Genomic DNA, 25169 nt, shown 5'->3' with positions numbered 1-25169 from the left:
TCGTAACAGAGGATCAAATGATGCGGTGGACGCATCGCCACAAGGAGGCACATTTCTGGAACCCAGGCACACCCATGTAAGCGGCGGGCATCTAAGCGGCGGGCATCCGGTCGGCGGGCAGGAGGGCTGTACGCCGGTGCGCGAGATCCTTGCCAAGATCGGCGACAAATGGAGCATCCTGACGATCATGATGCTGAGCGGCGGCACCAGGCGGTTCAGCGAGCTGCAGCGCGGGATCGAGGGCATCTCGCAGCGGATGCTGACGCTCACCCTGCGCGGGCTGGAGCGTGACGGGCTAGTGACGCGCGAAGTGTTCCCGACGATCCCGCCCCGAGTGGAATATACGCTGACGCCGCTGGGGCGCTCGCTCCAGCAGCCGGTGAGTGCGCTCGGCCAATGGGTGATGGCCAACCTGCCGGAAATCGACGCGGCGCGCCGCCGGTTCGACGTGGCGGCGGAGGATCGGGACGGCAGCTGACCGGAAGGCACCCGGCTTGCGTGCCGGGTGCCTTCCGTCCCGCTCAGGCAAAGGCGCGGCGGAACAGCGACAGGCCGTGAAATTCCAGCACCGCGAGCCCGGCCACCGCCAGTGCCTGCGCGGCCAGGAAGGCGGCGCCGAGCGTATTCGGCGCGAGCAGGGCGATCACCGCGAAGCTGGCCGCGGTCCAGCCCAGGTTGAGCAGGGCGATGGCGCGGACCGGCCATTCGAGCCGGTCGGTCCGGCGCGCCGCCCAGAGCATGAACGCCGCCGAGGGGAAGAGCAGCAGACCGGCCTCGAACAGCAGCGCCGCGGGCAGATCGAGCAGCCCGGCGAGCGGCCCGGCGGCGGCGACGAGCATCGCGCCCATCGCCAGGCAAGTCACTGCGTCGATCGTGAGCACGGTGCGGAGGAAATGGATCGGATTGGTCATGGGTCGTCTCCCTTGCTGGTGATGACGCAAGGCTGACGGCATCGGCGCGCCGGGTCGATTACGCGGGAGGTAATGGAAACCGGCGGCGCTTGCGGGCAGAGAAGCCGCGAAGGAGACTATCCGTGCAGCCAGCCGTCCGCCCGCTCGGCGACCAGATCAGGGAATGGCGCCGCCGCCGCCGGCTGAGCCAGATGGACCTGGCGCTGGATGCGGAGATATCGACCCGGCACCTGAGCTTCATCGAGACCGGGCGCACCCGGCCGAGCCGCGAGATGGTGCTGCGCCTGGCCGATCAGCTCGCGCTGCCGCTGCGCGAACGCAACGCGATGCTGCTCGCGGCGGGGTTCGCGCCGCTCTATGCCGAGCGCGCGCTCGACGATCCCGCCCTCGCGGCCGCCCGGCGGGCGATCGACCTGGTGCTGAAGGGGCACGAGCCCTGGCCGGCGCTGGCGATCGACCGGCACTGGCATCTGGTCGCGGCCAATGCGGCGGTCGCGCCGCTGCTCGCCGGCTGCGCGCCGCATCTGCTGGAAGGCCCGGTCAACGTGCTGCGCCTGAGCCTGCATCCCGAGGGGCTGGCGCCGCGGATCCTGAACCTTGCCGAATGGCGCGCGCATCTGCTCGAGCGGCTGCGGCGCCAGGCGCTGACCACCGGCGACCAGGGGCTCGAGGCACTGGTCGCGGAGCTGGAAGCCTATCCCTTTCCGGACGGGGCGGGGCAGCTGGAGGACATGGGCGGCGTGGCAATCCCGCTCCGGCTCGCCACCCCGCTGGGCGAACTCAGCTTCATCAGCACCACCACGGTGTTCGGCACCCCGCTCGACGTGACGCTCGATGAGCTGGCGATCGAGGCCTTTTATCCGGCGGATGCCATGACGGCGGAGCGGCTGCGGGGAGCGGGCTAGGGTGAGAATCCAAGCAAGTATTTGATTTTCCACTGTCATCCCGGCCTTGCGCCGGGATCCCGCTTCTTCCTGTGCTCGCGAGACAGCGGGACCCCGGCGCAAGGCCGGGATGACGAAGGAGGAATATGAGTCCGCAACCTAGCGCCCGTCGTCGCTCCAGTGCGGCGGATCCGAGACCAGCTTGATCACGCCATAGGTCGCGCCGACCCTGTGGAGATCGGTATTGGCGTCGCCCGAGCGCGGGGCGCCGATCTCGCGCGGCTTGCCCTGCTTGTCCTTCACCTTGATCGTGCCGTTCCAGCCGATCGTCATGTCGATCGCGCGGCCCTCGATATGGCGCGAAGTGAGCGAGGGCTCGAAGGCGATCTGGAACAGGTCGGACATCGCCTGGGCGCCGGCCTTCGACCTGGCGGGATCGCCATGGTCCCATCGGATATCCAGGCCGGGCAGGGCGGGGACCCTGTTCGGCGCGACCAGCCCCTTCGCCACGCGCCAGCTGTAATGCATCAACTGCGCGCGAATGGGGTTGCGGCGCGTGGCCGAGATCGTGACGCTCGCGCCCGCGTCCTTCAGCGCCTTCAGGAACGCGCCGACGTTGTCGCGGAAGGGCTGGGCCAGGTCGGCGACGGCGGCGCTGTTCGGATATCTGGCCTGGTTGGCGTTCCACCAGTCCGCGCCCGAAAGCGGCGGGCCGGCGCCCTGGCCGGCGGCGAGCGCGATCCAGGTCCGGCCGCCGGGGGCGATCAGCCCGTCCGGCCTGGCGGCGGCCAGCACCCGGGCCTGATAGCCGGTGATCGCGGCGATGGTGAGCGTGCCGCATTCGCCGCTGGTGGGCAGCAGCTTCTGCCCGGTGGCGCCGAGCCAGGCGTTGAGCAGATGCTGGACGACCAGCACGTCCGCCAGGTCGTTGACGCCGTTCTTCCCTACCGATGCGCCGATGGGCATGTGATCCCTCCCTCCAGCTCCCCTCCCCGGAAGGGAGGGGAGCTTGCGAGTCGTATCCGGCGAAATCCTACTTTGAAAGCAGGTCCGAGATCGCGCGGGAGATGCTGGCGAGCGTGTAGGGCTTCTGGGTGACCAGCGCGCCGCCATGCTGGGCCGGGAGCTTCAACTGCTCGCCATAGCCGGTGGCGAAGAGGAACGGCACGTCGGCGGCGCTGAGGTCGTCGGCGAGCGGCAGGCTGGTCTCGGCGCCCAGATTGACGTCGAGCACGGCGGCCTCGAACGCTTCGCGGCGGATCTCCTCGCGCGCCTGGGCGAGGGTGCCGGCGGTCACCACGCGGCGGGCGCCCAGGCGCGTGAGGATGTCCTCGGCGTCCATCGCGATGATCAGGCTGTCCTCGACCAGCAGCACGACACCGGAGAGCAGCCTGGGCGCGGTGGTGCCGGGTGCGGGCTCGGGGGGCGGCGCCGGCCGGCCGGCCCGGTTCCGATCGATCTCGATATGGCGGGCGGGCACGCGGAAATCGGCCTCGATCCCGGTGAGCGGATAGCGCACGTCCGCCTCGCCGCCCAGGTCATAGGGGATCGAGCGCGTGATGATCGTGGTGCCGAAGCCCTGCCGTTTCGGCGGCTGCACTGCCGGGCCGCCGCGCTCGCGCCATGCGATCGCCAGGTCGCCGTCGCGCTCGATCCGCCAGCCGATATCGACCGAGCCGCTGTCCGAGAGCGCGCCATATTTGGCCGAGTTGGTCATCAGCTCGTGCAGCACCAGCGCCAGCGTGGAGAAGGCCTGGGGATGGAGCAGCACGGACGGCCCGTCGGTCTCCACCCGGCCCGCCTTGCCGGCGAGATAGGCGGCGGCCTCGGTCTCGATCAGGCGGAGCAGGGGGGCGGGGGACCAATTGTCCTGCGTGATCTGGTCATGCGCGCGGGCCAGGCTCTCGATCCGGCCTTCGAGCAGATGGATCGTGTCGCGCCGGTCCGCCTCGGGATCGAGCGACTGGCGGACAAGGCCGCGGATCAGGCCGAGGATGTTGCGGACGCGGTGGTTCAGCTCCGCGATCAGCAGCTCCTGGCGCTCGGAGAAGCGGCGGCGCTCCTCCTGGGCATCGTCGCTCAGGCGCAGCACGACTTCGATCAGCGACGCGCGCAGCATCTCGGCGACGCGCAGCTCGGCGTTCGAGAAGGGCTCGGAACGGCCGCGGACTTCCTGGGACCAGAGCTCGAAGCTTTTGCGCGGCGTGAGGCGCGGGCCGTTGGGGCCGAGCTGGGCGGGCTTGTGCGGGTCGCCCGCCCATTTGACCGTGCGGATCTTCTCCTGGCGGAACAGCAGGACATAGTCGCGCGGCCGGCGCGAGATCGGGATCGCCAGCATGCCGGCGGCGACATCGTCATAGTCGGCGGCGGCGGGGAGGGTGTCGGCCAGCCGGTCGGTCGAGAAGATCCTGCCCGCGGCCATCGCGTTCAGCCGGCGGGTGATCGCGGAGAACGCGGCCGCCGGCGGCGTCATGCCCGAGAAGGAGATCTTGCCGTCGAGCCAGATCGCGATGCCGTCGCACGGCACGGTCTCGCGCATCATCGTGCCGAGCCATTCGGGATTGTCGAGCAGCGTCGAATCGCCGGCTACCGCGGCGAGCAGCCGATCGCTGGCGGCGCGCGCGGCCAGCTCATAGGCGGCCAGCTCCTTGCGCTCGCGGCTCTCGAGCTTGAGCGCGAACATCTGGCCGAACAGCTCGGCGATCGAGCGGCGCTCGAAGCTGGGGCAGCGCGCGGCATAGTGATGGCAGGCGAACAGGCCCCAGAGCTGGCCCTCGACGATGATCGAGATCGACAGCGAGGCGCCGACGCCCATGTTCTTCAGATATTCGATATGGATCGGCGAGACGGAGCGCAGCACCGAGAGCGAAAGGTCGATCGGCGCGCCGCTCTCGTCGAGCCGGGGCAGCACGGGCACCGGCTCGGCATTCACGTCGGCGATGATGCGGAAGGGCGTGCGGACATAGAGCTTGCGCGCCTGTTGCGGGATGTCGCTGGCGGGATAGCGCAGGTCGAGGAAGCTGCCGATGCCGGCGCGGGCGGCCTCGGCCACCACCACGCCCGAACCGTCGCGATCGAAGCGATAGACCATCACCCGGTCGAAGCCGGTCAGGGCGCGGACCTGGCGGGCACCCTCGCGATAGAAGGCGGCCGAATCGGCGGTTTCGTCGAGCCGGGCCATCATCGCGCGGATCGCCGAGCCGATATCGGTGGCGGCATCCTCGCTGCAATCCTCGCCCTCCAGCACGATCGTGTCGCCGATCATGTGCAGCGCGAAATCGAAGCAGCGGCCGCTGGCGATCCGCAGCCCGAAGACGCGCTCGACCGCATCGTTGCCGCGCAGCATGGCGAGGCGGTTGCGCAGCGTGTGGACGGCGTGCTCGCCGAGCAGGGCGATGGCGGAGGTGCCGAGCAGGTCTTCGGCCGGCCTTTCGAGAAACTGCTGGGCATTGGCCGAGACGCGGCGGATCAGCCAGTCGACCGAGAGCGCGAGCAGGAAGCCGAACGGCTGGACTGCGCCCAGCTCGTGAATCGGCTCGCGATCGCAATTGGTGAGATCGACCTCGAAATCGCTGCTACTGGCCAACCTCTGCCTTTCGCCATTTTTCCGCCGAACGCTCGAATGCGGTGAAAGTCGCAAGGGCCGCGGCGATCGCCGCCTCCAGTGCGATGGGCTCGCATAAGAGGCGGTCGATAACCGTCAGTAGTTGCTGCCACTTTTCGGCGCGCTGATCTGCATCAAGATAGGCGCGCGGGAATCCGGCGGGCAGGCGCCGGGCCAGGAACTTGCCGCCGAGGCGCGAGCCTTCGAGGACATAGAGCGCGCCGGCGATGGCGTGATCGGTGCCGAAGGCGGGGATCGCGCCGATATCGTCGCCCCAGCTCTCGCCGGGGTGCCGTAGATGGGCCAGGTCTTCCCTCAGCAGCGCGCCGCGCTTGCGCTCCTCCCAATCGTCCACCACGCGCCCGCCCGGCAGCGCCGCTTCCAGCGCCCACATCACATCGGCATGGGCGGCTAGGAAGCGGGCATAGCTTTCCCGGTCGGTCAGGTCGAAATCCGCAAAGGCCGCGTCCACCCGATCATGCGCCGGGGCCGTCGCCGCGCGCAGCGCCTGGCGGGTGGGGTTCATAGAGCGCTGCACCGAAAGGACATGGAAGCTCCTTCAAATATCCTGACCGCGAAACGTTCCCGCGCGCTAGGATCGCGCGATGCGGATGCGCCGGCTCGCCCTTGCGACGCTGCTGCCATGGACGGCGACACTGGCGATGCCCGTGGCGATGAGCATCGCCCCCGACGGGCAGGGCGTGGCCCGCCCCGAGCGGGTGCTGGGCGGCCTGTATCTGCTGTTCGGCCCGCTGGGGCCGCTCGCGATCGATTCCCGAGGCTATCCGCTACCGGGCTACGAACATTGGCCGCGCTGGACCCTTGGCGGACAGCCGCTCGCGGCCTGGGGCTGGTATGCGCATCCCTTCTGGGCCTGGTGCGCCGCGCGCATGCTGCGCGGGCGGCGGCCCCGCCCGCTTCCCGCCCTGCTCGCCGCGGCGCTCGGGCTGGTGGCGCTTCAGCCCTATCATTCCGCCCTGGACGAGCATGGATGGGGATCGGAGACCGTGCCCCTGATCGGCGCATTCCTGTGGGCGGGCGCGATGAGCCTGCCGCTGATCGGGCTGCTCGGCGCATGGGCGAACGATGCCGTCGCCCGCCGCACGCGCCGGGCTTGATCAAGCGAAGACGCGCTCGAAGATCGTGTCGACCTGCTTGAAGTGATAGCCGAGGTCGAACTTGTCCTCGATTTCCGCCGGCGAGAGCGCGGCGGTGACTTCCGGATCGGCCTTGAGCAGCTCGAGCAGCGAAAGCGCGCCGTCCGATTCCCACACTTTCATCGCGTTGCGCTGGACCAGCCGATAGCTGTCCTCGCGGCTGACGCCGGCCTGAGTGAGGGCAAGCAGCACGCGCTGCGAATGGACCAGGCCGCCCATGCGATCCAGGTTCTTCTGCATGCGCTCGGGATAGACGAGCAGCTTGTCCATCACGCCGGTGAGGCGGGCCAGGGCGAAATCGAGCGTGATCGTCGCGTCCGGGCCGATATAGCGCTCGACCGAGGAGTGGCTGATGTCGCGCTCGTGCCACAGGGCGACATTCTCCATCGCGGGGATGGTCGCGCTGCGGACCATGCGGGCGAGGCCGGTAAGGTTCTCGGTCAGCACCGGATTGCGCTTGTGCGGCATCGCCGACGAGCCCTTCTGGCCCGGTGAGAAATACTCCTCGGCCTCGAGCACTTCGGTGCGCTGGAGGTGGCGGACCTCGATGGCGAGCCGCTCGATCGACGAGGCGATCACGCCGAGCGTGGCGAAGAACATCGCATGGCGATCGCGCGGGATCACCTGGGTCGAGACCGGCTCGACCGCGAGGCCCAGCTTGTCGGCGACATGCCGCTCCACGCGCGGATCGATATTGGCGAAGGTGCCGACCGCGCCCGAAATGGCGCAAGTGGCGATATCGGCGCGGGCGGCGAGCAGGCGCTCCTTGCCCCGCTTGAACTCGGCATAGGCCTCGGCGAGCTTGAGGCCGAAGGTGACCGGCTCGGCATGGATGCCGTGGCTGCGGCCGATCGTCGGGGTGAGCTTGTGCTCATAGGCGCGGCGCTTGAGCACTTCGAGCAGCGCGTCGAGATCGGCGAGCAGGATGTCCGAGGCGCGGGCGAGCTGGACCGCCAGGCAGGTGTCGAGCACGTCCGAGCTGGTCATGCCCTGGTGCATGAAGCGGGCTTCGTCGCCCACCTGCTCGGCTACCCAGGTGAGGAAGGCGATCACGTCATGCTTGGTCACCGCCTCGATCGCGTCGATCGCGGCGACGTCGATCGCCGGGTTGGTCGCCCACCAGTCCCATAGCGCCTTGGCGGCGCTCTTCGGCACCACGCCGAGCTCGGCCAGCGCCTCGGTCGCGTGCGCCTCGATCTCGAACCAGATGCGGAAGCGCGCCTCGGGCGACCAGATGGCGGTCATGTCAGGGCGCGAATAACGGGGAACCATTGCAAGCCTTTCGCCGGAAGGGGGAGTCGGGGCGCACCTAGCAAGGGTGCCCTAGACTTTCCACCGAAAGCGGCCGGTGATCGGCCAATCGAGCAGCGCATCCTCCTCGCGGGCGCCCCGGCCGATATTGTGGAGGATCCGTGGGGCGCGGGCGCCGGGCAGGTCCGAGACCAGGCCGATATGGGTGGCGGTGCCGCCCATCCCGTTGGCGGGCGCGGAAGTGAAGATGTCGCCCGGCTGCCAGCCCTTGCCGTCGGCCGGGACCGGGAGGCGGGCGCCGGCGCGGGTGAGGAAGACGGCAAGATTGGGCACGCGGCGATGGTCGATGCTCGGATCGGGGCGGGAAAGACCCCATTTGCGCGGGTAGGCGGCGAAAGAGCGCTTCATATCGGCATTGACCAGCGCCTGAAGGTCGATCCCGAAGGCATCGCGATAGGCGCGGATCACCACATCGGTGCACACGCCCTTCTCGCGCGGCACATCCCCGCCGGGGAAGGCCAGGCTGGTATAGGCACTGTCGTAGCGGCGCGTGACGCCCAGCTGGGTACGGGCGGCGGCGATCAGCTTGCCGGCTGGCGTGCTCGCGGGAAGATGCAGTCGGTCGGCCGTGCTCGATGCCTGAGACGCGCCATGGCAGCCGGCAAGGCCGGCGGTCATTCCGAGCAGCATCGTCCGACGGTCGATCATGTCGCCTATCCTGCCGCAGCCGTTGCCGCGGCGCCACAGCGCAAATGAAATGCGATGAATTGAGTTTGTTCAGGGGTGTGTTGAGGCTAATGCCGATGAAATGTGGAACATCACCCCCAGATTTTCGGTTGATAGGAAGATTGTCCAAAATATAATTAGGCTAGAGCGTAAATACAAATTCTGAATAGAATAGGAGATAAGCTTATGCTGAAGCCGATGCTTCTTGCTACGTCTATGCTTTTCGCAATTCCTGCCGTTGCGCAGGAGGTTCCCGTGCAGGACAAGCCTGCGCAGGCCGCACCAGCGCCCGAGCAGGCGACGCCGCCGGTGACCAGTGACGACGCTGCCCCCGCCGCGCAGGACCAGGCCGCCCCGGCCACCACTGCCGAGGCCATCCCAGCCCCGAGCGAGCCTGCGACTCAGCCCGCCGAGGTGGCGAGCGCGCCTGCCGCGACTCCGGCCGCCCAGCCGGCGGCGACGCAGGAGCAGGTCGCCCAGGCGGTGGGCCGCGACTTCGGCAGCTATGACAAGGACGCCGATGGCAAGCTGAACGCCACCGAATTCGCCGCCTGGATGGGCGATCTGCGCAAGGCATCGGAGCCCGGCTTCCAGCCCGGCAGCGCCGAGGCGGCCAGCTGGTCGACCCAGGCCTTCGCCAGCGCCGATACCGACAAGAGTGCGTCGGTGAACAAGCAGGAACTCACGGTGTTCCTGACCCCGAAACAGCCGGGCTAACCCCTTTTCGTCGCGCCAAACTACGCATGGCGCTTATTCCCGAACGGTCGCCGGACTTGCCTCCGGCGGCCGTTTGGCTTGCCCTTAGCGTCGATCGAAGAAGGGGTTCGCGATCCGGGCGACCTGTACCGGTCGCTCGTCCTCGAAGATGTTCCGCACCGACCAGAGGGTGTCGCGCAGCTCCCATCTCAAGGCCGTGGCGCCCAGGCCCGCGAGTAGCTCGGCTTTCCGATCATCGACAATCCGGAGCGGGTGCCCCGCCATGCCGCCCTTGAAATAGCTCATCGACACCTCGACCCATTCGACATCGCGGAGCGGCCAAGGACCATCCGATCCCTCCAGATACCCATCCGTCGGCATCGTCAGGAGTTGGCCCCAATCGCCATCCTCTATCGTGTCGCCCTCTCGCCAGGCGACCCGGACCCAGCAGCGTAGCGGGTGCACGACGTCGAACAGTTGGGACCAATAGGCGCGTGCTTCTTTCATATGATCCTAGATCAGTCCCTGGCCCCGCAGCGAGGCATGCCCGTCGCGCCCCAGGATGATATGGTCGTGCACCGCGATGCCCAGCCCCTTGCCGGCGGCGGCGATCTGGCGGGTGATCTCGATATCGGCGCGGCTGGGGGAGGGGTCGCCCGAGGGATGGTTATGGACCAGGATCAGCGCGGCAGACTTGAGCTCCAATGCCCGGGCGATCACTTCGCGGACATAGACCGCGGCCTCGTCGATCGTGCCTTCGCTCATCAGCTCGTCGCGGATCAGCATGTTCTTGGAATTGAGGTGGAGGACGCGGAAGCGCTCTATCGCGTGATGCGCCATGTCGGCGCGCAGATAGTCGAGCAGCGCCTGCCAGTTGGCGAGCACCGGGCGCTCGGCGACTTCGGCGCGCAGCAGGCGAAGCGCCGCGGCATGGGCGGTCTTCAGGGCGGCGACGCTGGTCTCGCCCATGCCCTTCACGCGGGCCAGCGCCTCGGCATCGGCGGTCAGAAGTCCGGCGATGCCGCCGAATTCGTGGAGCAATGCCTTGGCCAGCGGCTTGGTATCCTGCCGGGGAATCGCCAGCGCGAGGAGGTATTCGACGAGTTCGTGATCGAGCAAAGCGTCCGGCCCGCCCTCGAACAGGCGGCGGCGCAGGCGCGCGCGGTGGCCGCTATTGTCGGCGGGGTCGGGCATGCGCGATTTGTTCCTGCAAACGCGCCGTTATTCAAGGCGAGGATTTCGCCGATTTGGCGGCGAGTCCGGGCCTGGAGTTGACTCGGTCCGCCAGCGTTCCTAAAGCGCCCGAGCAACGCGGCTGAACGGCCGGCGATGCTCCAATGTCGCCGGCGCTGTCGGCGGCTTTTTTCATATCTGGAACGCCTTGACCGCCTTGACCCAAGAACGTGCTCCGAGCGACCTGGACCGCCGCATCGCCGATGCGAAAGCGGCCGAGGCTGCGCGCACGGGCGAGGGCATCAAGGCGCCCGCCGATGCCAAGGGCTACAAACAGGGTTCGCGCGTGCTGATGGACCTGATCGGCATGCCGCTGGGCGGCGGCGTTCTGGGCTATGCGCTCGACAGCTGGCTGCACACGCTTCCGTGGTTCCTGCTCGGCTTCGTCGCGCTGTCTTTCGTGGCGGCTTTCCGCAGCATCTACAAGATTTCGAAGGAGCGGGCAGAGTGAGCGCCGGCGCAATCAATCCGATGGAGCAGTTCGAGGTCGGCAAGCTGATCAAGTTCGATCTGCTTGGCTATGACGTCTCGTTCACCAACTCGGCCCTGTTCATGTTCGTCGTGGCAGGCCTGCTGTTCGTGTTCATGCTGGGCGGCATGAAGCGCGCGCTGATCCCGGGCAAGTGGCAGCTGATGGCCGAGGGCGCGGTGGGCTTCATCGATTCGATGGTGAGCACCAGCATCGGCAAGGGCGGCAAGAAGTTCGCCCCGTACATCTTCTCGCTCTTCTTCTTCATCCTGTTCGCCAACCTGGTGGGCATCCTGCCGCTGGCGGTGGTGCCGGGGCTGCACACCTTCGCGGTTACCAGCCACATCACCGTCACCGCGGTGCTGGCCTTCTTCTCGTTCGCCATCGTGCTCGCGGTCGGCTTCTGGAAGCACGGCCTGAAGTTCTTCGGCCTGTTCGTGCCGCACGGCGCGCCGCTGTGGCTGATGCCGGTGATCATCCCGGTGGAATTCATCTCGTTCATGGTGCGTCCGTTCTCGCTGGGCCTGCGACTGTTCGTCGCGATGACCGCCGGGCACATCCTGCTCGAAGTGTTCGGCAGCTTCGCCGTGCAGGGCCTCAACGCCGGCGGGATCGGCTATGGCGTGTGGTTCGCCTCGATGCTGATGATCATCGGCGTGAGCGCGCTCGAGCTGCTGGTCTGCGCGATCCAGGCCTATGTGTTCGCGCTGCTGACCTCGCTTTATCTCCACGACGCGGTGCACCTGCACTAAGTCGCGCTGTTCGTTTGGTTTTTTGGATTACGTAGGGAGCTTGAAATGACTGACGTTGGTGCAATGTACATCGGTGCCGGCCTCGCGGCGATCGGCATCGGCCTGGCCGCGCTCGGCGTGGGCAACGTGTTCGGTTCGTTCCTCGAGGGCGCGCTGCGCAACCCGGGTGCCGCGGACGGCCAGCAGGGCCGCCTGTTCATCGGCTTCGCCGGTGCCGAGCTTCTGGGCCTGATCGCGTTCGTCGTCGCGATCCTGATCCTGTTCGTCGTCAAGGGCTAAGGTCGAAGGACAGCCAATGCCGCAGCTATCCCAAATCCCTGAGATCTACGCGTCGCAGCTCTTCTGGCTCGCGATCGTGTTTGCGCTCATCTATTTCGGGATCGGCAAGGCGATGGTTCCGAAGATCGAGCGTACGGTCGAGGACCGCAACGCCCGCATCGCCGGAGACCTCGCCGCGGCCGAGGCTGCCCGAGACGCGGCCCATGCGTCGGATGCCGCTTACGAGTCCGGGCTGGAAGCAGCCCGGACCACGGCGCTCGCGACGCTGAGCCAGGCCAAGGACAAGGCGACCGCCAAGGCCGAGGCCGAAGTGAAGAAGGGCGACGCGGCGTCCGAGGCGAGGATCGCCGAGGCCGCCGTGCGCATCGAAGCGACCAAGACCCAGGCGCTGGGCGAGATCGAGGCCGAGACGGTGGACGCCGTCCAGGCGATCGTCACCAAGCTCTCGGGCGTGACGGCCGACCGCGTGTCGGTCACCAAGCAAGTGAAGGCGGCGCTGGCCAATGGCTGAACAACCCCATGGCATGAAGGCGGAGACCGGCACCGTGGAACTGCATCATGAGCCGTCGGCGTTCGGCATTACCGCGCCGGGTTTCGTCGCGATCGCGATGCTCGTGGTGGTCGGCATCATCCTGTGGAAGCGCGTGCCGGCGATGATCGGCAAGATGCTCGACGCCAAGATCGATTCGATCCGCAGGCAGCTCGACGAGGCGAGCGCGCTCCGGGCCGAGGCGGAGGCCGAACTGGCCAGGGCCAAGGCGCGCACGGCCGCCAGCGAGGCGGATGCCGCCGCGATCGTCGCCCATGCCGAGGCCGAGGCCAAGGCGCTGCTGAAGAAGGCCGAGGCGGACGCGAAGGAACTGACCAAGCGGCGCGCCAAGATGGCCGAGGACAAGATCGCCGCCGCCGAGCGCGCCGCGATCGCCGAGGTTCGCGCCAAGGCCGCCGATGCCGCCGCCGCGGCGGCCGGCGCGATCATCGCCGAGAAGCATGGCGCCGAAGCCGACAAGCAGCTCGTCGACCAGACGATCGCCGGGCTTGGCCGTCTGAACTGATGTGAACGCGGGGCTGGCTTCCGGTTCGGCCCCCAATTCCGGCGCGGATGGCAATACCGTCCGCGCCCGCCTCGATCCGGGGCTGATCGCGCTCCTCATTTCCTTTGCCCTGCTCGCCGCGGCGCTGGTCGGGGCGCTCTTCCTCGTTCGCGGGCAGCTACAGGCGCAGCATTGGGTCTCGCACACGCTCGAGGTCGAGGAGCAGCTGAGCAGCGTGCTCTCCGGCGTGCAGCAGGCGGAGACCGGCCAGCGCGGCTATCTGATCACGCGCGACCCCGCCTATCTGGAGCCGTTCACCAGCGGCGGGCACGGCCTGCACCGGGAACTTGCGGAGCTGCGCGCGCTGGTTTCGGACAGTCCGGAGCAGAGCGCCCGCGCGGCGACGCTGCAACGGCTGATCGAAGCGAGGCTCGACCGCCTCACCGATTTCGTCGAGATGATCCGTCGCGGCGACACGGCCGGCGTCGCCGCGGGCGTGAAGTCCGGGGTCGGGCTCGGCCAGATGCGCCGCATCCGCACGCTTGTCGAGGAAATGCGGAGCCATGAGGCGGGGCTGTTCGCGGTGCGCAGCCACGACGCGTCCTGGCAGGCGGCGTTGCTCACCCTGTGGCTTGCGGTGACGGCGATCGGCGTGGCGGTCGTCGCCTATTTCGTCACCCGTTCGGCGATGCGGCGGGCGCATGCCGCGGCATGGGCACGCGATGCGGCCGAGGCGGCACATGCCCGGCTGCTGGCCGAGAGCGAGCAGCGCGAGGCGGCGGAAGCGCAGCTGCGCCAGCTCGGCAAGATGGAGACGATCGGCCAGCTTACCGGCGGCATCGCGCATGACTTCAACAATATGCTGGCGATCGTGATCGGCTCGCTCGACATGGCCAAGCGCCGCATCGGCAAGGATCCCGTCAAGGCGGCCCAGTCGATCGACAGCGCGCTCCAGGGCGCCGAGCGCGCGGCGCAGCTCACTTCCCGCCTGCTCGCCTTTGCGCGCCGCCAGCCGCTGGCGCCGGCCGCGCTCGACGCGAACCGGCTGGTGGCGGGCATGTCCGAGCTTCTCCGCCGCACCATCGGCGAGACGATTCGCTTCGAGACGGTGCTGGCGGGCGGGCTGTGGCCGGCCTTTATCGACGCGGGGCAGCTGGAGAACGCGCTGGTCAATCTGTGCGTCAACGCGCGCGACGCGATGCCCGAAGGGGGCCGGCTGACGATCGAGACGGCCAACACCTATCTCGACGACGCCTATTCGGCGAACCATGCCGAAGTGACGCCCGGCCAATATGTGATGGTGTCGGTGACCGATACCGGCACGGGCATGAGCGCCGAGGTGATCGAGCGCGCCTTCGATCCCTTCTTCTCCACCAAGGAAGTGGGCAAGGGCACCGGGCTCGGGCTGAGCCAGGTCTATGGCTTCGTCAAGCAGTCGGGCGGGCATGTGAAGGTCTATTCCGAGCTCGGCGTCGGTACGACGGTGAAGCTCTACATCCCCCGCCATTTCGGCGAGGAGGACCGGCGCACGGTGCCCGTGCCGGAGGCCGAGCTGCCGGGCGGCCGGGGCGAGATCGTTCTGGTGGTCGAGGACGAGGAGCAGGTGCGGATCATGTCGGTCGATGCCCTGCGCGAGCTTGGCTATGTCGTGATCCATGCCTCGGGCCCGGTCCAGGCGCTGGCGATGCTCGGCGAGCATCCGGGCATCGATCTGCTGTTCACCGATATCGTGATGCCCGACATGACCGGCCGCACGCTCGCCGAGCGGATGCGCGAGCAGCTGCCGCGCCTGCCGGTGCTCTACACCACCGGCTATACGCGCAACGCGATCGTCCATAACGGGATGCTCGACCATGACGTCGACTTCCTCGCCAAGCCGTTCAGCATCGCCCAGCTCGCCGCGAAGGTGCGGCAGGTGCTCGACGGCGGAAAGTGACGTGCGGGCCGGCGGGTTCGGCGGGCCCGGGCATGGCCGGCCGTTGCCGGTGGCGCGCGCGGCCCCTAGGATGGCGGCATGACCACCCAACGCTGGCTCCAGCTCGCGACCGCGCTCACGGCGCTGCTGCTCGTCGTCATGATCGCGGTGGCGTGGCGCAGTGCCGTGGAGGAGCAGCGGCGCGCGGACGATGTCGGCGAGCGCGCCCAGGCCGCGATGGAGCGCATCGAGGCCCGGGCGAACGCATTGGAGAACGCGGCCGGCCGCTGATCCTCGCCCCTCGCCGGAGAGAGGCAAGGCCGGTTCAGGCAGCCGGCTTGCGGAACTTGTAGATGAACTGGTCGGTCTTGCCGCGGATCTCCGGCGTGAAGACGTTCGCCGTGCGCGGATCGTTCGGATTGCGCAGCAGCGGCAGCTCGCCCTCGAACTTGAAGCCGGCCGATTCGATCTCGGCGCGCGCGGCGGCGGGATCGATGCGGTGGAGCGTCTGCGGCACGGCGAACTCGGGATCGGCGTTGGCGACATGGTCGACCACCAGCAGCACGCCGCCGGGCTTGAGCGAATCGTAGAGCTTCTTCGCGATTCCCCGGGCGGCTCCCGGCGGCGCGGCCTTGAGGTGGAGATCGTGCCAGTTCTGCACCGTCACGATTGCATCGAGCGGTTCGGCGAAGGCGAAGCTCTTGAGGCTGTCGCTCAGCGGAACGACGTTGGCGCGCCCCGCGGTGGCGGCCTTCTGCTCATCGGCATAGGCGGCGCGGAACTGGATGAACTCGGCGGGCTGATAGGCATAGACCTTGCCCTTCGGCCCCACCGTCGGCGCGAGGATGCGCGTCCAATAGCCGCCGCCCATGATGAAGTCGGCCACCTTCTGGCCCGGCGCGATGCCGGCAAAGGCGAGGATTTCGCCCGGGTGCCGGGCGGCGTCGCGGTCCTTCTCGGCCTGGGGGCGGCCCGCATCGCCCAGGGCGGCGGTTATGGGCGCGGGGACGGTCTGGGCATGCGCAGCGAGTGGCATGGCCAGCGCGAGCAGCGCGGCGGACAGGACGAGCTTCATGGAACGACTCTCCTAAATATGTGGATGGAGCATCGCATATCCTCATGACGGTTCAAGGCGCGCCTTCGCGGCATCGCGCCTTTCGCCGGGATGACGAGAAGGGGAGTGGCGGTTGCCCGTCGCACCCCTTAAATCCGGTGCGACGATGTCCGATCCCAACTCGCCCAACCGCTTCAACGAAGAGGCCGCCACCTTCGCCGTGCGCGGCGCCGACGCCCCCGATCTGGAAGCCGGCGTGGCGGCGATCCGCAACGTGCTGAAGACGCTGCCGGCGCGGCCCGGCGTCTATCGCATGCAGGATGCGCGGGGCGACGTGCTGTATGTGGGCAAGGCGCGGGCGCTGAAGAACCGGGTGACCAACTATACCCAGGTGATGCGGCTCTCGAAGCGGCTCCAGCGGATGGTGGCGCAGACGCGATCGATGACGATCGTCACCACCAACAACGAGGCCGAGGCGCTGCTGCTGGAAGCCCAGCTGATCAAGCGCTTCCGCCCGCCCTACAATGTGCTGCTGCGCGACGACAAGTCGTTCCCGTTCATCCTGCTCCGGCGCGACCACGACTTTCCGCGCATCCAGCTCCACCGTGGCGCGCGCAAGGTGAAGGGCGATTATTTCGGGCCGTTCGCTGGGGCGGGGCAGGTGCGCAAGACGCTCAACGCACTCCAGAAGCTGTTCCTGCTTCGGAGCTGCACCGACGGCTTCTTCAACACGCGCGACCGGCCGTGCCTGCTCTACCAGATTCGCCGCTGCTCGGCGCCCTGCGTCGATCGCATCACGCCCGAGGCCTATGAGGAGCTGGTCGACGACGCGCGCGCCTTCCTGATGGGCAAGAAGACCCAGGTGCAGGCCAAGCTCGGCGCGCAGATGCAGGCGGCGGCGGAGAGCCTGGATTTCGAGCTGGCGGCGATCCTGCGCGACCGGCTGAAGGCGCTCACCTTCATCCAGGGCAGCCAGGCGATCAACGCCGAGGGCGTGGGCGATGCCGATATCTTCGCGCTGGCCTGCAAGGGCGGAGTGATGGGGATCCAGGCCTTCTTCATCCGCGGCGGGCAGAATTGGGGGCATCGCAGCTTCTTTCCCGCGCACACCAACGACGTGTCCGAGGACGAAGTGCTCTCGGCCTTTCTGATGCAGTTCTACGAGGAAGTGCCGCCGCCCCGGACGATCTTCGTCGATCGCGACCTGGAGGAAGCGGCGCTGCTGGCCGAGGCGCTGCGGGAGCGGGCCGGGCACAAGGTGGCGCTGGGCGTGCCGCAGCGCGGCCCGCGCCGGCGGCTGCTGGAACAGGCGACGCGCAACGCGGTGGAAGCGCTCGACCGGCGGCTGGCCGAGGGCACGACCCAGGCGAAATTGCTTGCAGAGATCGCCGACATCTTCGAGCTGCCCGAGAGCCCCGAGCGGATCGAGGTGTACGACAACAGCCATATCCAGGGCACCAACGCGCTGGGCGCGATGGTGGTGGCGGGGCCGGAAGGCTTCCAGAAGAACCAGTATCGCAAGTTCAACATCAAGCGGCCCGAGACGATCGCCGGCGACGATTACGGGATGATGCGCGAAGTGCTGAGCCGGCGCTTCGCCCGCGCGGTGGAGGAGGATCCCGACCGGCAGGGCGGGAGCTGGCCCGACCTGGTGCTGCTCGATGGCGGGCGCGGGCAGCTGAATGCCGCCCGGGCGGTGCTCGAGGATCTCGGCATCGAGGACGTCATCATGGTCGGCGTCGCCAAGGGACCGCATCATGGGCGCGAGGGGCGCGAAGTGTTCCACCTGATGGACGGGCGCGAGCTGATGCTGCCGGTCAATTCGCCGGTGCTCTTCTATCTCCAGCGGCTGCGCGACGAGGTCCATCGCTTCGCGATCGGCGCCCACCGGCAGAAACGGGCCAAGGCGATCGGGGCGAGCCCGCTCGACGAGGTCCCGGGAATCGGGCCGGCGCGCAAGAAGGCGCTGCTGATGCATTTCGGCACGGCGCGGGCAGTGCGCGCCGCGAGCCTGGAGGATCTGCAGAAGGCGCCGGGCGTGAGTGCCGGCGTCGCGCAGCAGATCTACGACTATTTTCATATGCGATAAATATTTTCTGCACGGATTCCGCGCGAAATCTCATCGCCGATCGGCTTGTCGCGGCATGGCGAGGCGCTAGATACGGCAGCGAAATCGGGGGGATTCTCATGTATCGTGGTGCACTGGCGTCGATCGTGTTCCTTGGCGTGTCCGGCGTCGCGCATGCCGGCGAGAAGCCGCTCTACCAGCCGGTGCCCGATTGGGTGCAGCTGGCGCCCGAACCCGCCGTCGCCGGCCTGACCGATGATGCGCCGGCATTCGTCATCGGCGACGTGCAGGCCCGCATCGCCGACGGGCAGAGCTGGACCTATTACGAGCATGCTACCCGCCTTGCTTCGATCCAGGCGGTTTCGCAGGCGGGCACCATCAAGCTCGAATGGCATCCGGCGCATGGCGACCTGATCGTGCACGGCGTCGACATCCTGCGCGGCGGCAAGCGGATCGACGCGCTGAAGGGCAAGAGCTTCACGGTGTTGCGGCGCGAGCGGGGGCTCGACGAGATGAAGTTCGATGGCCAGCTCACCGCCACCCTGGCAGTGGAAGGGCTGCAGGTCGGCGACGTGCTCGACCTGCGCTATTCGGTCACCATGAAGGATCCCGCGCTCGGCGGCAATGCGGTGATCATGGGGCCGGTCGTCGCCGAGCCCATCAAGGTCGGTTTCGCGCGGGCGCGGCTGCTGTGGCCGACGGGCCAGGCAGTGAAGTGGAAAACCTATCCGGTGGGGGCCGCGCCGCAGGTGCGCGACGCGGGCGGGTGGCACGAGCTGGTGTTCAAGCTGCCGGTCGCCCGGCAGCCGGAGATGCCGGAGCGCATGCCGGGGCGGTTCGCAAGGCCGCCGATCGCGGAGGCCACGACCTTTGCCGACTGGCAATCCGTCTCCAGGGCGATGGCGCCGCTCTATCGCGTCGACGGGCTGATCGCCCCCGGCAGCGGGCTGGCCGCGGAAGTGGCGAAGATCGCCGCGGCGGAGAAGGACCCGCGCAAGCGCACGGCGGCGGCGCTCGCCCTGGTGCAGGGCAAGGTGCGCTATCTGTTCCGCGGCATGGCCAATGGCAATCTCGTGCCGCAGGCGCCCGCCGAGACCTGGGCGACCAAATATGGGGATTGCAAGGCGAAGACGCTGCTGCTGCTCGCCATCCTCCACGAGCTGGGGATCGAAGCGGAACCGGCGATGGCGAATCTGGACAATGGCGACCTGGTCGCTGAACGGCTCGCATCGCCCGCCGCCTTCAATCATGTCTTCGTGCTCGCCAAGGTGGGCGGCCAGCTGCTGTGGCTCGACGGGACGAGCACGGGCACGCATCTGGAGGACATAGGCGACGTGCTGCCCTTCGACTGGGTGCTGCCGTTGCGCGCCGAGGGGGCGGGATTGCTGCAGGTGCCGGCGCGTGCGCCGGTGCGGGCGACCATGGCCAGTGCGCTCGACGTCGACCTGACCGGTGGCATCGATGTTCCGGCGCCGTTCGAGGCGAAGTTGACGATGCGCGGCGCCGCCGCGGGCACGCTGAAGGCATTGGTGGGTGTCCGCAGCCAGGAGAGCCTGCGGGACCAGTTCCGCAAACTCGCGCCGCCGGCATTCGGACGGGATCTGGTGCTCACCGGCAGCGAAGTGCGCTTCGACGAGGCGAACGGTACGGCGACGATTGCGTTGTCCGGCATTCTGAATTGGAGCTGGCGCTATCAGGACGGGCGTTTCCGGCTCGATGCGGCGTCGCCGATCGCCTATCCGATTCCCGATCGCACGCGCGCGGCCTGGAAGGACATTCCGATCGCCACGGGCAACCCGGCGCGCAGCTCGACCACGCTGCGGGTCCGCCTGCCGGAAATGGGCGGCTATGTGCTGGACGGCGATGCCGCGCTCGATGCCGCCTTGCCGGGGGGCAAGCGGGTCGTGCGCCGGGCGACGCTGGCCGGCGGCCTGCTTTCGATCGATACCGAGGACGAGCAGACCGGAGCCGAGATCGCGCCGGCGGAGATTCCCGCGGCGCGCGCGAAGCTTGCCGAGCTCAACAACCGGGTGCTGCGCGTGCGGACGCTGCCGGGCGCACCTGGCCCATGGCGCGGCGTGGAGGCCGCCAAGCGTGCCGGCAAATACGACAAGGTGCTCGCGCGCTATGCCGCCCATATCGCCGAGAAGCCCGAGGAGGTTTCGCGCTACCTCGCCCGCGCGCGCTTCCTGACCAGGATCTTCGAGCGTCAGAAGGCGCTGGCCGATCTCGACAAGGCGATCGGCATGCAGGCCACGGCCGCGACCTATCGCGAACGCGCCGCGCTGCACCGGGCGCTGGGGCACAAGGCGGAGTCGCTCGCCGATCTGGGCGCGGCCCGGGAGCTCGATCCGGGCAATACGGGCACGCTCTATGCGCTGGCGAGCGAGCTCGCCAAGCTGGACCGGCTGGACGAGGCGCTGGCCCTGCTCCAGCCCAGGATCGACGAGCAAGGCGAGAACCAGCCGGACCTGCTGGTGGCCAAGGGGGCGGCGCTGGGCCATGCCCGCGACGCCGCGGGAGCGCTGGCGGCCTATGACGCGGCGATCGCGAAGCGTCCGGGCAATGCTGGCTTCCTCAACGGGCGCTGCTGGATCAAGGGCACGCTGGACGTCCAGCTCGATACCGCGCTGAAGGACTGCACGCGCGCGATCGAGCTGGGATCCGGCGGCACGGCGGCGGCGGCGCTCGACAGCCGGGCCCTGATCTATTTCCGGATGCGCCGCTTCGAGGAGGCGCTGGCCGATATCAACGCGGCGCTCGAGCAGCGGCCGGCGGCGGCGGGCAGCCTGTTCCTGCGCGGCCTGATCCTGCGGCGGACCGGCGATGCCAAGGCGGGGGATGCCGCCCTGGCCGAGGCTCAGCTGCTCTTTCCCCAGATCGACGAGGATTATGCCCGGTACGGGATCACGCCCTGATCCCCGGCCGGGCATTCGGCATTTCTTCACGCCCGTGCGATAATCGGGCGCCATGGCTACCCGGGTCTTCATCACGATCGACACCGAGATCATGTGGCGGCACCATGTCGCCGGTCTCGATGTCGACACGATCGTCCAGCGCTCGCTGGAGCCCGCCAATGTGGGCGTCGCCTGGCAGCTGGCGCAGCTTGCCCGGCACGGTCTCAAGGCCTGTTTCTTCGTCGATCCGATGCCGGCGCTGGTCTATGGCCTCGACCCGATCCGGCGCGTGGTCGGCGCGATCCTGGCAGCCGGGCAGGAAGTGCAGCTGCACCTCCATCCCAACTGGACCGGCGCGCATGCGGGCGACGGGGGCGCGACTCATGGCGCCTTCGAGCTGATCGACTACAGCTTCGACGAGCAGGTGGAACTGATTGCGGGCGCATCGGACATGCTGGTCGCCTGCGGCGCCGCCGAACCGGTCGCGTTCCGCTCGGGCAGCTATTCGGCGAGCGACGATACGCTGGGGGCGCTGGCCCAGCTCGGCTTCGAATATGATTCCAGCCACAACGGCTCCGAGCATCCCTGGCCGAGCGCGATCAATCTGGCGCCGCGCCAGATCGCCCCGATCGCGCATCGCGGAATCATCGAGGTGCCGGTGACCCTGATCGAGGATCGCGCCGGGCATCTGCGCCATTTCCAGATCTGCGCGCTGTCGGCGGGCGAGATGCGCGCCGCGCTCGACCACGCCGTGGTCCGCAGCCATGCGGCGGTGACGATCGTCAGCCATGGCTTCGAGCTTGCAAATCGCGCCGGAACGCGGCCTAACGCCGTGCATGTGCGTCGCTTCGAAGCGCTGTGCCGCATGCTGGCCAGCCGCCGGGGGGTTCTGGTGACCGAACATTTCGCCGACAGGCCGAGAATGGCGCTCGGGCAGGAAGATGCGCCGCTCGGGCCGAGCCTGCTCCGCACGCGCTGGCGCCAGGCCGAGCAGCTCTGGTCGAACCTGGTCGAGGAGCGCGCCGCGTGAACGCGATGAGCGAGGTCGCCGCCGAAGCGCCCCAGGCCAGGCCCACCCAGCTCAAGTTCGAGATCGGCGCGCGCACGCTGATGGCGATCCAGCGCTATCTGGTGCGCATTCCGCTGACGCTCGATGCGGCGCGGGCCGACCGGCTGCCGCTGCTGGCTCCCTTGCCGCGCGAGGCGCATGGCTATGTCGTCACCTCGCTGCCCGAGCATCTGGTGCCGGCGCTGGTCAAGGCGTCGGGCGACATGCTGCCCTTCGTCCGGCAGCGCTATACCCGCTATTTCGCCGATTTCGGGATAGGCTTCGATGCCTGGTGGAACGGGCTCTCGTCCAATGCCCGCCAGGGCATCAAGCGCAAGGCCAGGAAGATCGCGGCGGAGAGCGGCGGCGAGCTCGACGTGCGCGCCTTTCGCGGGCCGGACGAGCTGGAGGCGTTCCACGACGTCGCCCGGCGGATCTCGCTGCGAACCTATCAGGAGCGGCTGCTCGGCTCCGGCCTGCCCGACAGCCCCGAGTTCATCGCGACGATGCTGGCACAGGGCGCCGCGGACCAGGTGCGCGCCTGGCTGCTCTACATCGCGGGCGAGCCGGCTGCCTATCTCTATTGCCCGGTGATCGAGGGGGGCGTGGTGATCTATGCCCATGTCGGCCATGATCCGGCGTTCAACGACCTCTCGCCCGGCGCGGTGCTCCAATTGGAGGCGATGCGCGACCTGTTCGAGGAGGAGAAATTCGCCCGCTTCGACTTCACCGAGGGCGAGGGCCAGCACAAGCGCCAGTTCGCCACCGGCGGCGTGGCGTGCGTCGACCTGTTCCTGCTGCGTCCGTCGCTGGCCAATCGGGTGACGATGGCGGCGCTCGGCGGTTTCAACCGGGCGGTGGCGGGCGCGAAGGCGCTGGTGAACAGGGCGGGCCTGGAGAAGCTCGCGAAGAAGGTGCGGCGGGGGGCCTGATCGCCCTCTCCCCAACCCCTCCCCTGAAGGGGAGGGGCAGATTATATAGCCTCCCCATGCACCTGCGCGCCGAAGCCATCATCCTCTCCGTTCGCGCGCATGGCGAGCATGGCGCGATCGTGCGGGCGTTCACCGAGCAGGAGGGCGTGCAGCCCGGCTATGTCCGCGGCGGGCATGGGCGGGCGCTGCGGCCGGTGCTCCAGCCGGCGAACCTGGTGCAGGGCGAATGGCGCTCGCGGACCGAGGATGCGCTCGCCGGGTTGACGGTGGAGCTGCTCCACAGCCGCGCGGCGATGTTCTCGGAAGCCTTGCCCGCCGCCGCCTTCCAATGGGCGACCGCGCTTTCCGCCTTCGCGCTGCCCGAAGGCCTGCCCTATCCGCGGCTCTACAGCGCGCTCGACGGCGTGCTCGCCGCGATCGAGGCGGCGCCGGCGGCGCGGGGCTGGGCGGTGGCGATGGTCCGCTACGAGCTGCTGCTGCTCGCCGAACTCGGCTTCGGACTCGACCTCGAGCATTGCGCCGCCACCGGCCGCAACGACGAGCTCGCCTATGTCAGCCCCAGGAGCGGCATCGCGGTGAGCCGGATCGGGGCGGAAGGCTATGAGGACCGGCTGCTGCGGCTGCCGCGCTTCCTGGTCGAGGGCGGAGAGGCCGGATGGGGCGATATCCTGGACGGCTTCAGGCTCACCGGCCATTTCCTGGAACGCGACCTGCTGATCGGAAAGGGCGCCGAACTGCTCGCGGCGCGGGCCCGGCTGGTCGATCGGCTGAAGCGCGCTGTTGCGTGACGGCCACAAGGGCGGCAAAGCAGGCGACGACGACGTGGGGAGCATGAATTGCCACTGATAGCTGTTCTGCCCGGTGACGGGATCGGGCCGGAAGTTACGCGCGAGGCGCGCCGGGTTCTGGAGGCGCTGGCGCTGGGCCTGGACTTCGAGGAGGCGCCGGTCGGCGGCGCGGCCTATCTGGTGACGGGGCGCCCGCTGCCGCAGGAGACGCTCGACCTCGCCAAGAAGGCCGATGCCGTGCTGTTCGGCGCGATCGGCGATCCGCGCTTCGAGGCGCTGGAGCGGCGGCTGCGCCCCGAGGCGGCGCTGCTCGGCCTGCGTCGCGAGCTGCAGCTCTTCGCCAACATCCGCCCGGCAACGCTGTTCCCGGCGCTGGCCGATGCCTCGCCGCTCAAGCCCGATGTGGTGGCGGGGCTCGACCTGGTCATCGTCCGCGAGCTGGTGGGCGACGTCTATTTCGGCGAGAAGGGCCGGCGGCACACCGCCGAGGGCCTGCGCCAGGGCTTCGACATCATGAGCTACAACGAAGTCGAGGTGGAGCGCATCGCCCGGGTCGGCTTCGAGATGGCCAGGCGCCGCAAGAAGAAGCTCTGCTCGGTCGACAAGGCGAACGTGCTCGAGACGTCGCAGCTCTGGCGCGACGTCGTGAACGAGCTGGCGACCGAATATCCCGAGGTCCAGCTCACGCACATGTATGTCGACAATGCCGCGATGCAGCTGGTGCGCGCGCCGGCGGCGTTCGACGTGATCGTCACCGGCAATCTCTTCGGCGACATTCTGTCCGACCAGGCGAGCATGTGCGCCGGCTCGATCGGCATGCTGCCCTCGGCTTCGCTGCGGGCCTGGAGCGGCGACAACGGCATGTACGAGCCGATCCACGGCTCGGCACCGGACATTGCGGGCACCGGCAAGGCGAATCCCTGCGCGGCGATCCTGTCGGCGGCGATGCTGCTGCGCCATTCGCTCGGCAATGAGGAAGCGGCGCTGAAGGTGGAGGCCGCCGTCGCGGCGGCGCTGGCCGGCGGTGCGCGGACGGCCGATCTCGGCGGATCGCTGTCGACCACCGCGATGGGCGACGCGGTGCTCAAGGAACTCGCGTGATCCCCGACCAGCTCGAGCTCGCGGTGGTGATCCCGACGTTCAACGAGCGCGCGAACGTGCCGTTGCTGATCGAGAAGCTGGATGCGGCGCTGAAGGGCCGGAACTGGGAAGCGGTATTCGTCGACGACGACAGCCCGGACGGGACGGCGGATGCGGCGCGTGCGCTGGGGCGTCGGGATCCGCGGGTGCGGGTGATCCAGCGGATCGGGCGGCGGGGCCTGTCCTCGGCCTGTATCGAGGGGATGTGCGCGACGGCGGCGCCGTTCGTTGCGGTGATCGACGGGGATCTGCAGCATGACGAGACGCTGCTGCCGAAGATGCTGGACGCGCTGGAGGGGGATGGCGGTCTCGACGTGGTGATCGGCTCGCG

The 25169-nt window shown here is 68.6% G+C and carries 27 protein-coding genes; 18 read left to right on the top strand and 9 right to left on the bottom strand.

The window, feature by feature from the left end:
- Window positions 1–136: 136 nt before the first annotated feature.
- Window positions 137–478 carry a helix-turn-helix domain-containing protein gene (locus OMP43_RS18145; protein ID WP_280280941.1) on the top strand — a complete coding sequence of 114 codons (342 nt, stop codon included), beginning with the start codon at window positions 137–139 and terminating at the stop codon, window positions 476–478.
- A gap of 43 nt (window positions 479–521) precedes the next feature.
- Here OMP43_RS18145 and OMP43_RS18140 read toward each other — a convergent pair whose 3' ends face one another.
- Complete coding sequence (locus OMP43_RS18140) at window positions 522–911, bottom strand: hypothetical protein (RefSeq protein WP_280280940.1); 390 nt, start codon at window positions 909–911, stop codon at window positions 522–524.
- 122 nt (window positions 912–1033) lie between these two features.
- Here OMP43_RS18140 and OMP43_RS18135 point away from each other — a divergent pair, with 122 nt between their 5' ends.
- Window positions 1034–1816, top strand: a complete 783-nt coding sequence (locus tag OMP43_RS18135; protein WP_280280939.1) for a helix-turn-helix transcriptional regulator — start codon at window positions 1034–1036, stop codon at window positions 1814–1816.
- A 138-nt stretch (window positions 1817–1954) separates the two neighbouring features.
- On the opposite strand, the gene OMP43_RS18130 is transcribed toward OMP43_RS18135, so the two are convergent.
- From OMP43_RS18130 to OMP43_RS18120, 3 genes are all read right to left on the bottom strand, one after another.
- The gene (locus tag OMP43_RS18130; RefSeq protein WP_280280938.1) at window positions 1955–2761 is read right to left on the bottom strand and encodes a hypothetical protein; all 807 of its coding nucleotides are present in this window, start codon (window positions 2759–2761) and stop codon (window positions 1955–1957) included.
- Window positions 2762–2828: 67 nt separating this feature from the next.
- Window positions 2829–5381, bottom strand: a complete 2553-nt coding sequence (locus tag OMP43_RS18125) for an HWE histidine kinase domain-containing protein (RefSeq protein WP_280280937.1) — start codon at window positions 5379–5381, stop codon at window positions 2829–2831.
- Window positions 5371–5925, bottom strand: coding sequence for a biliverdin-producing heme oxygenase (locus OMP43_RS18120; protein ID WP_280280936.1), 555 nt, complete (start codon window positions 5923–5925; stop codon window positions 5371–5373). The genes OMP43_RS18125 and OMP43_RS18120 overlap by 11 nt, the downstream gene beginning before the upstream one ends.
- Before the next feature lie 79 nt (window positions 5926–6004).
- Here OMP43_RS18120 and OMP43_RS18115 point away from each other — a divergent pair, with 79 nt between their 5' ends.
- Window positions 6005–6517 (top strand): hypothetical protein, encoded by a 513-nt coding sequence (locus tag OMP43_RS18115; RefSeq protein WP_280280935.1) that lies wholly within the window; start codon window positions 6005–6007, stop codon window positions 6515–6517.
- Here the strand turns inward: OMP43_RS18115 and purB are convergent, their stop codons facing one another.
- On the bottom strand, window positions 6518–7828 hold the full coding sequence (purB, locus tag OMP43_RS18110) for an adenylosuccinate lyase (protein WP_280280934.1): 1311 nt from the start codon (window positions 7826–7828) through the stop codon (window positions 6518–6520).
- 51 nt (window positions 7829–7879) lie between these two features.
- A complete protein-coding gene (locus tag OMP43_RS18105; protein ID WP_280280933.1) occupies window positions 7880–8515 on the bottom strand; it encodes a DUF1287 domain-containing protein in 636 nt (211 codons plus the stop codon).
- 273 nt (window positions 8516–8788) lie between these two features.
- Here OMP43_RS18105 and OMP43_RS18100 point away from each other — a divergent pair, with 273 nt between their 5' ends.
- Window positions 8789–9250, top strand: a complete 462-nt coding sequence (locus OMP43_RS18100) for a calcium-binding protein (protein WP_280280932.1) — start codon at window positions 8789–8791, stop codon at window positions 9248–9250.
- Window positions 9251–9334: 84 nt separating this feature from the next.
- Here OMP43_RS18100 and OMP43_RS18095 read toward each other — a convergent pair whose 3' ends face one another.
- Together OMP43_RS18095 and radC are read right to left on the bottom strand one after the other, a co-directional pair.
- Entirely contained in the window at window positions 9335–9736 is a 402-nt protein-coding gene (locus OMP43_RS18095) for a hypothetical protein (RefSeq protein WP_280280931.1), read from the bottom strand.
- Between the two features lie 6 nt (window positions 9737–9742).
- The gene (radC, locus tag OMP43_RS18090) at window positions 9743–10423 is read right to left on the bottom strand and encodes a DNA repair protein RadC (RefSeq protein ID WP_280280930.1); all 681 of its coding nucleotides are present in this window, start codon (window positions 10421–10423) and stop codon (window positions 9743–9745) included.
- Window positions 10424–10610: 187 nt separating this feature from the next.
- Between radC and OMP43_RS18085 the strand changes: the two genes are divergently transcribed.
- The 7 genes from OMP43_RS18085 (at window position 10611) to OMP43_RS18055 (ending at window position 15202) form a co-directional block, all read left to right on the top strand.
- Window positions 10611–10913, top strand: a complete 303-nt coding sequence (locus OMP43_RS18085) for an AtpZ/AtpI family protein (protein WP_348538612.1) — start codon at window positions 10611–10613, stop codon at window positions 10911–10913.
- A 20-nt stretch (window positions 10914–10933) separates the two neighbouring features.
- The gene (locus OMP43_RS18080) at window positions 10934–11683 is read left to right on the top strand and encodes a F0F1 ATP synthase subunit A (RefSeq protein ID WP_280281037.1); all 750 of its coding nucleotides are present in this window, start codon (window positions 10934–10936) and stop codon (window positions 11681–11683) included.
- Window positions 11684–11746: 63 nt separating this feature from the next.
- Window positions 11747–11962 (top strand): F0F1 ATP synthase subunit C, encoded by a 216-nt coding sequence (locus OMP43_RS18075; RefSeq protein WP_086130767.1) that lies wholly within the window; start codon window positions 11747–11749, stop codon window positions 11960–11962.
- A 16-nt stretch (window positions 11963–11978) separates the two neighbouring features.
- On the top strand, window positions 11979–12473 hold the full coding sequence (locus OMP43_RS18070) for an ATPase (RefSeq protein ID WP_280280929.1): 495 nt from the start codon (window positions 11979–11981) through the stop codon (window positions 12471–12473).
- Window positions 12466–13017: a hypothetical protein gene (locus tag OMP43_RS18065; RefSeq protein WP_280280928.1), complete on the top strand. Its 552-nt coding sequence runs from the start codon at window positions 12466–12468 to the stop codon at window positions 13015–13017. The genes OMP43_RS18070 and OMP43_RS18065 overlap by 8 nt, the downstream gene beginning before the upstream one ends.
- A 1-nt stretch (window position 13018) precedes the next feature.
- Window positions 13019–14932 (top strand): CHASE3 domain-containing protein, encoded by a 1914-nt coding sequence (locus OMP43_RS18060; protein ID WP_280280927.1) that lies wholly within the window; start codon window positions 13019–13021, stop codon window positions 14930–14932.
- A gap of 78 nt (window positions 14933–15010) precedes the next feature.
- A complete protein-coding gene (locus tag OMP43_RS18055; protein ID WP_280280926.1) occupies window positions 15011–15202 on the top strand; it encodes a hypothetical protein in 192 nt (63 codons plus the stop codon).
- Window positions 15203–15236: 34 nt separating this feature from the next.
- On the opposite strand, the gene OMP43_RS18050 is transcribed toward OMP43_RS18055, so the two are convergent.
- Window positions 15237–15986: a methyltransferase gene (locus tag OMP43_RS18050; RefSeq protein ID WP_280280925.1), complete on the bottom strand. Its 750-nt coding sequence runs from the start codon at window positions 15984–15986 to the stop codon at window positions 15237–15239.
- 145 nt (window positions 15987–16131) lie between these two features.
- On the opposite strand from OMP43_RS18050, the gene uvrC reads away from it, so the two are divergent.
- The 7 genes from uvrC to OMP43_RS18015 form a co-directional block, all read left to right on the top strand.
- Entirely contained in the window at window positions 16132–18054 is a 1923-nt protein-coding gene (gene uvrC, locus OMP43_RS18045) for an excinuclease ABC subunit UvrC (protein ID WP_280281035.1), read from the top strand.
- A 98-nt stretch (window positions 18055–18152) separates the two neighbouring features.
- The gene (locus OMP43_RS18040; RefSeq protein WP_280280924.1) at window positions 18153–20951 is read left to right on the top strand and encodes a DUF3857 domain-containing protein; all 2799 of its coding nucleotides are present in this window, start codon (window positions 18153–18155) and stop codon (window positions 20949–20951) included.
- A gap of 52 nt (window positions 20952–21003) precedes the next feature.
- Window positions 21004–21960 carry a polysaccharide deacetylase gene (locus OMP43_RS18035; RefSeq protein WP_280280923.1) on the top strand — a complete coding sequence of 319 codons (957 nt, stop codon included), beginning with the start codon at window positions 21004–21006 and terminating at the stop codon, window positions 21958–21960.
- Between the two features lie 5 nt (window positions 21961–21965).
- On the top strand, window positions 21966–22910 hold the full coding sequence (locus tag OMP43_RS18030; RefSeq protein WP_280281034.1) for a GNAT family N-acetyltransferase: 945 nt from the start codon (window positions 21966–21968) through the stop codon (window positions 22908–22910).
- Window positions 22911–22966: 56 nt separating this feature from the next.
- Entirely contained in the window at window positions 22967–23698 is a 732-nt protein-coding gene (gene recO, locus OMP43_RS18025) for a DNA repair protein RecO (protein ID WP_280280922.1), read from the top strand.
- 48 nt (window positions 23699–23746) lie between these two features.
- The gene (gene leuB, locus OMP43_RS18020) at window positions 23747–24799 is read left to right on the top strand and encodes a 3-isopropylmalate dehydrogenase (protein WP_280280921.1); all 1053 of its coding nucleotides are present in this window, start codon (window positions 23747–23749) and stop codon (window positions 24797–24799) included.
- Window positions 24799–25169 (top strand): glycosyltransferase (locus OMP43_RS18015; RefSeq protein ID WP_280280920.1); only part of this gene is annotated, 371 nt, incomplete at its 3' end. The genes leuB and OMP43_RS18015, both read left to right, overlap by 1 nt.

Origin of the sequence: Sphingomonas sp. CBMAI 2297 (assembly GCF_029870595.1) — a bacterium.
GTDB lineage: Bacteria > Pseudomonadota > Alphaproteobacteria > Sphingomonadales > Sphingomonadaceae > Sphingomonas.
The sequence above is the reverse complement of the archived record's forward strand: the minus strand, read 5'-3'. Positions and strand labels throughout refer to the sequence as shown.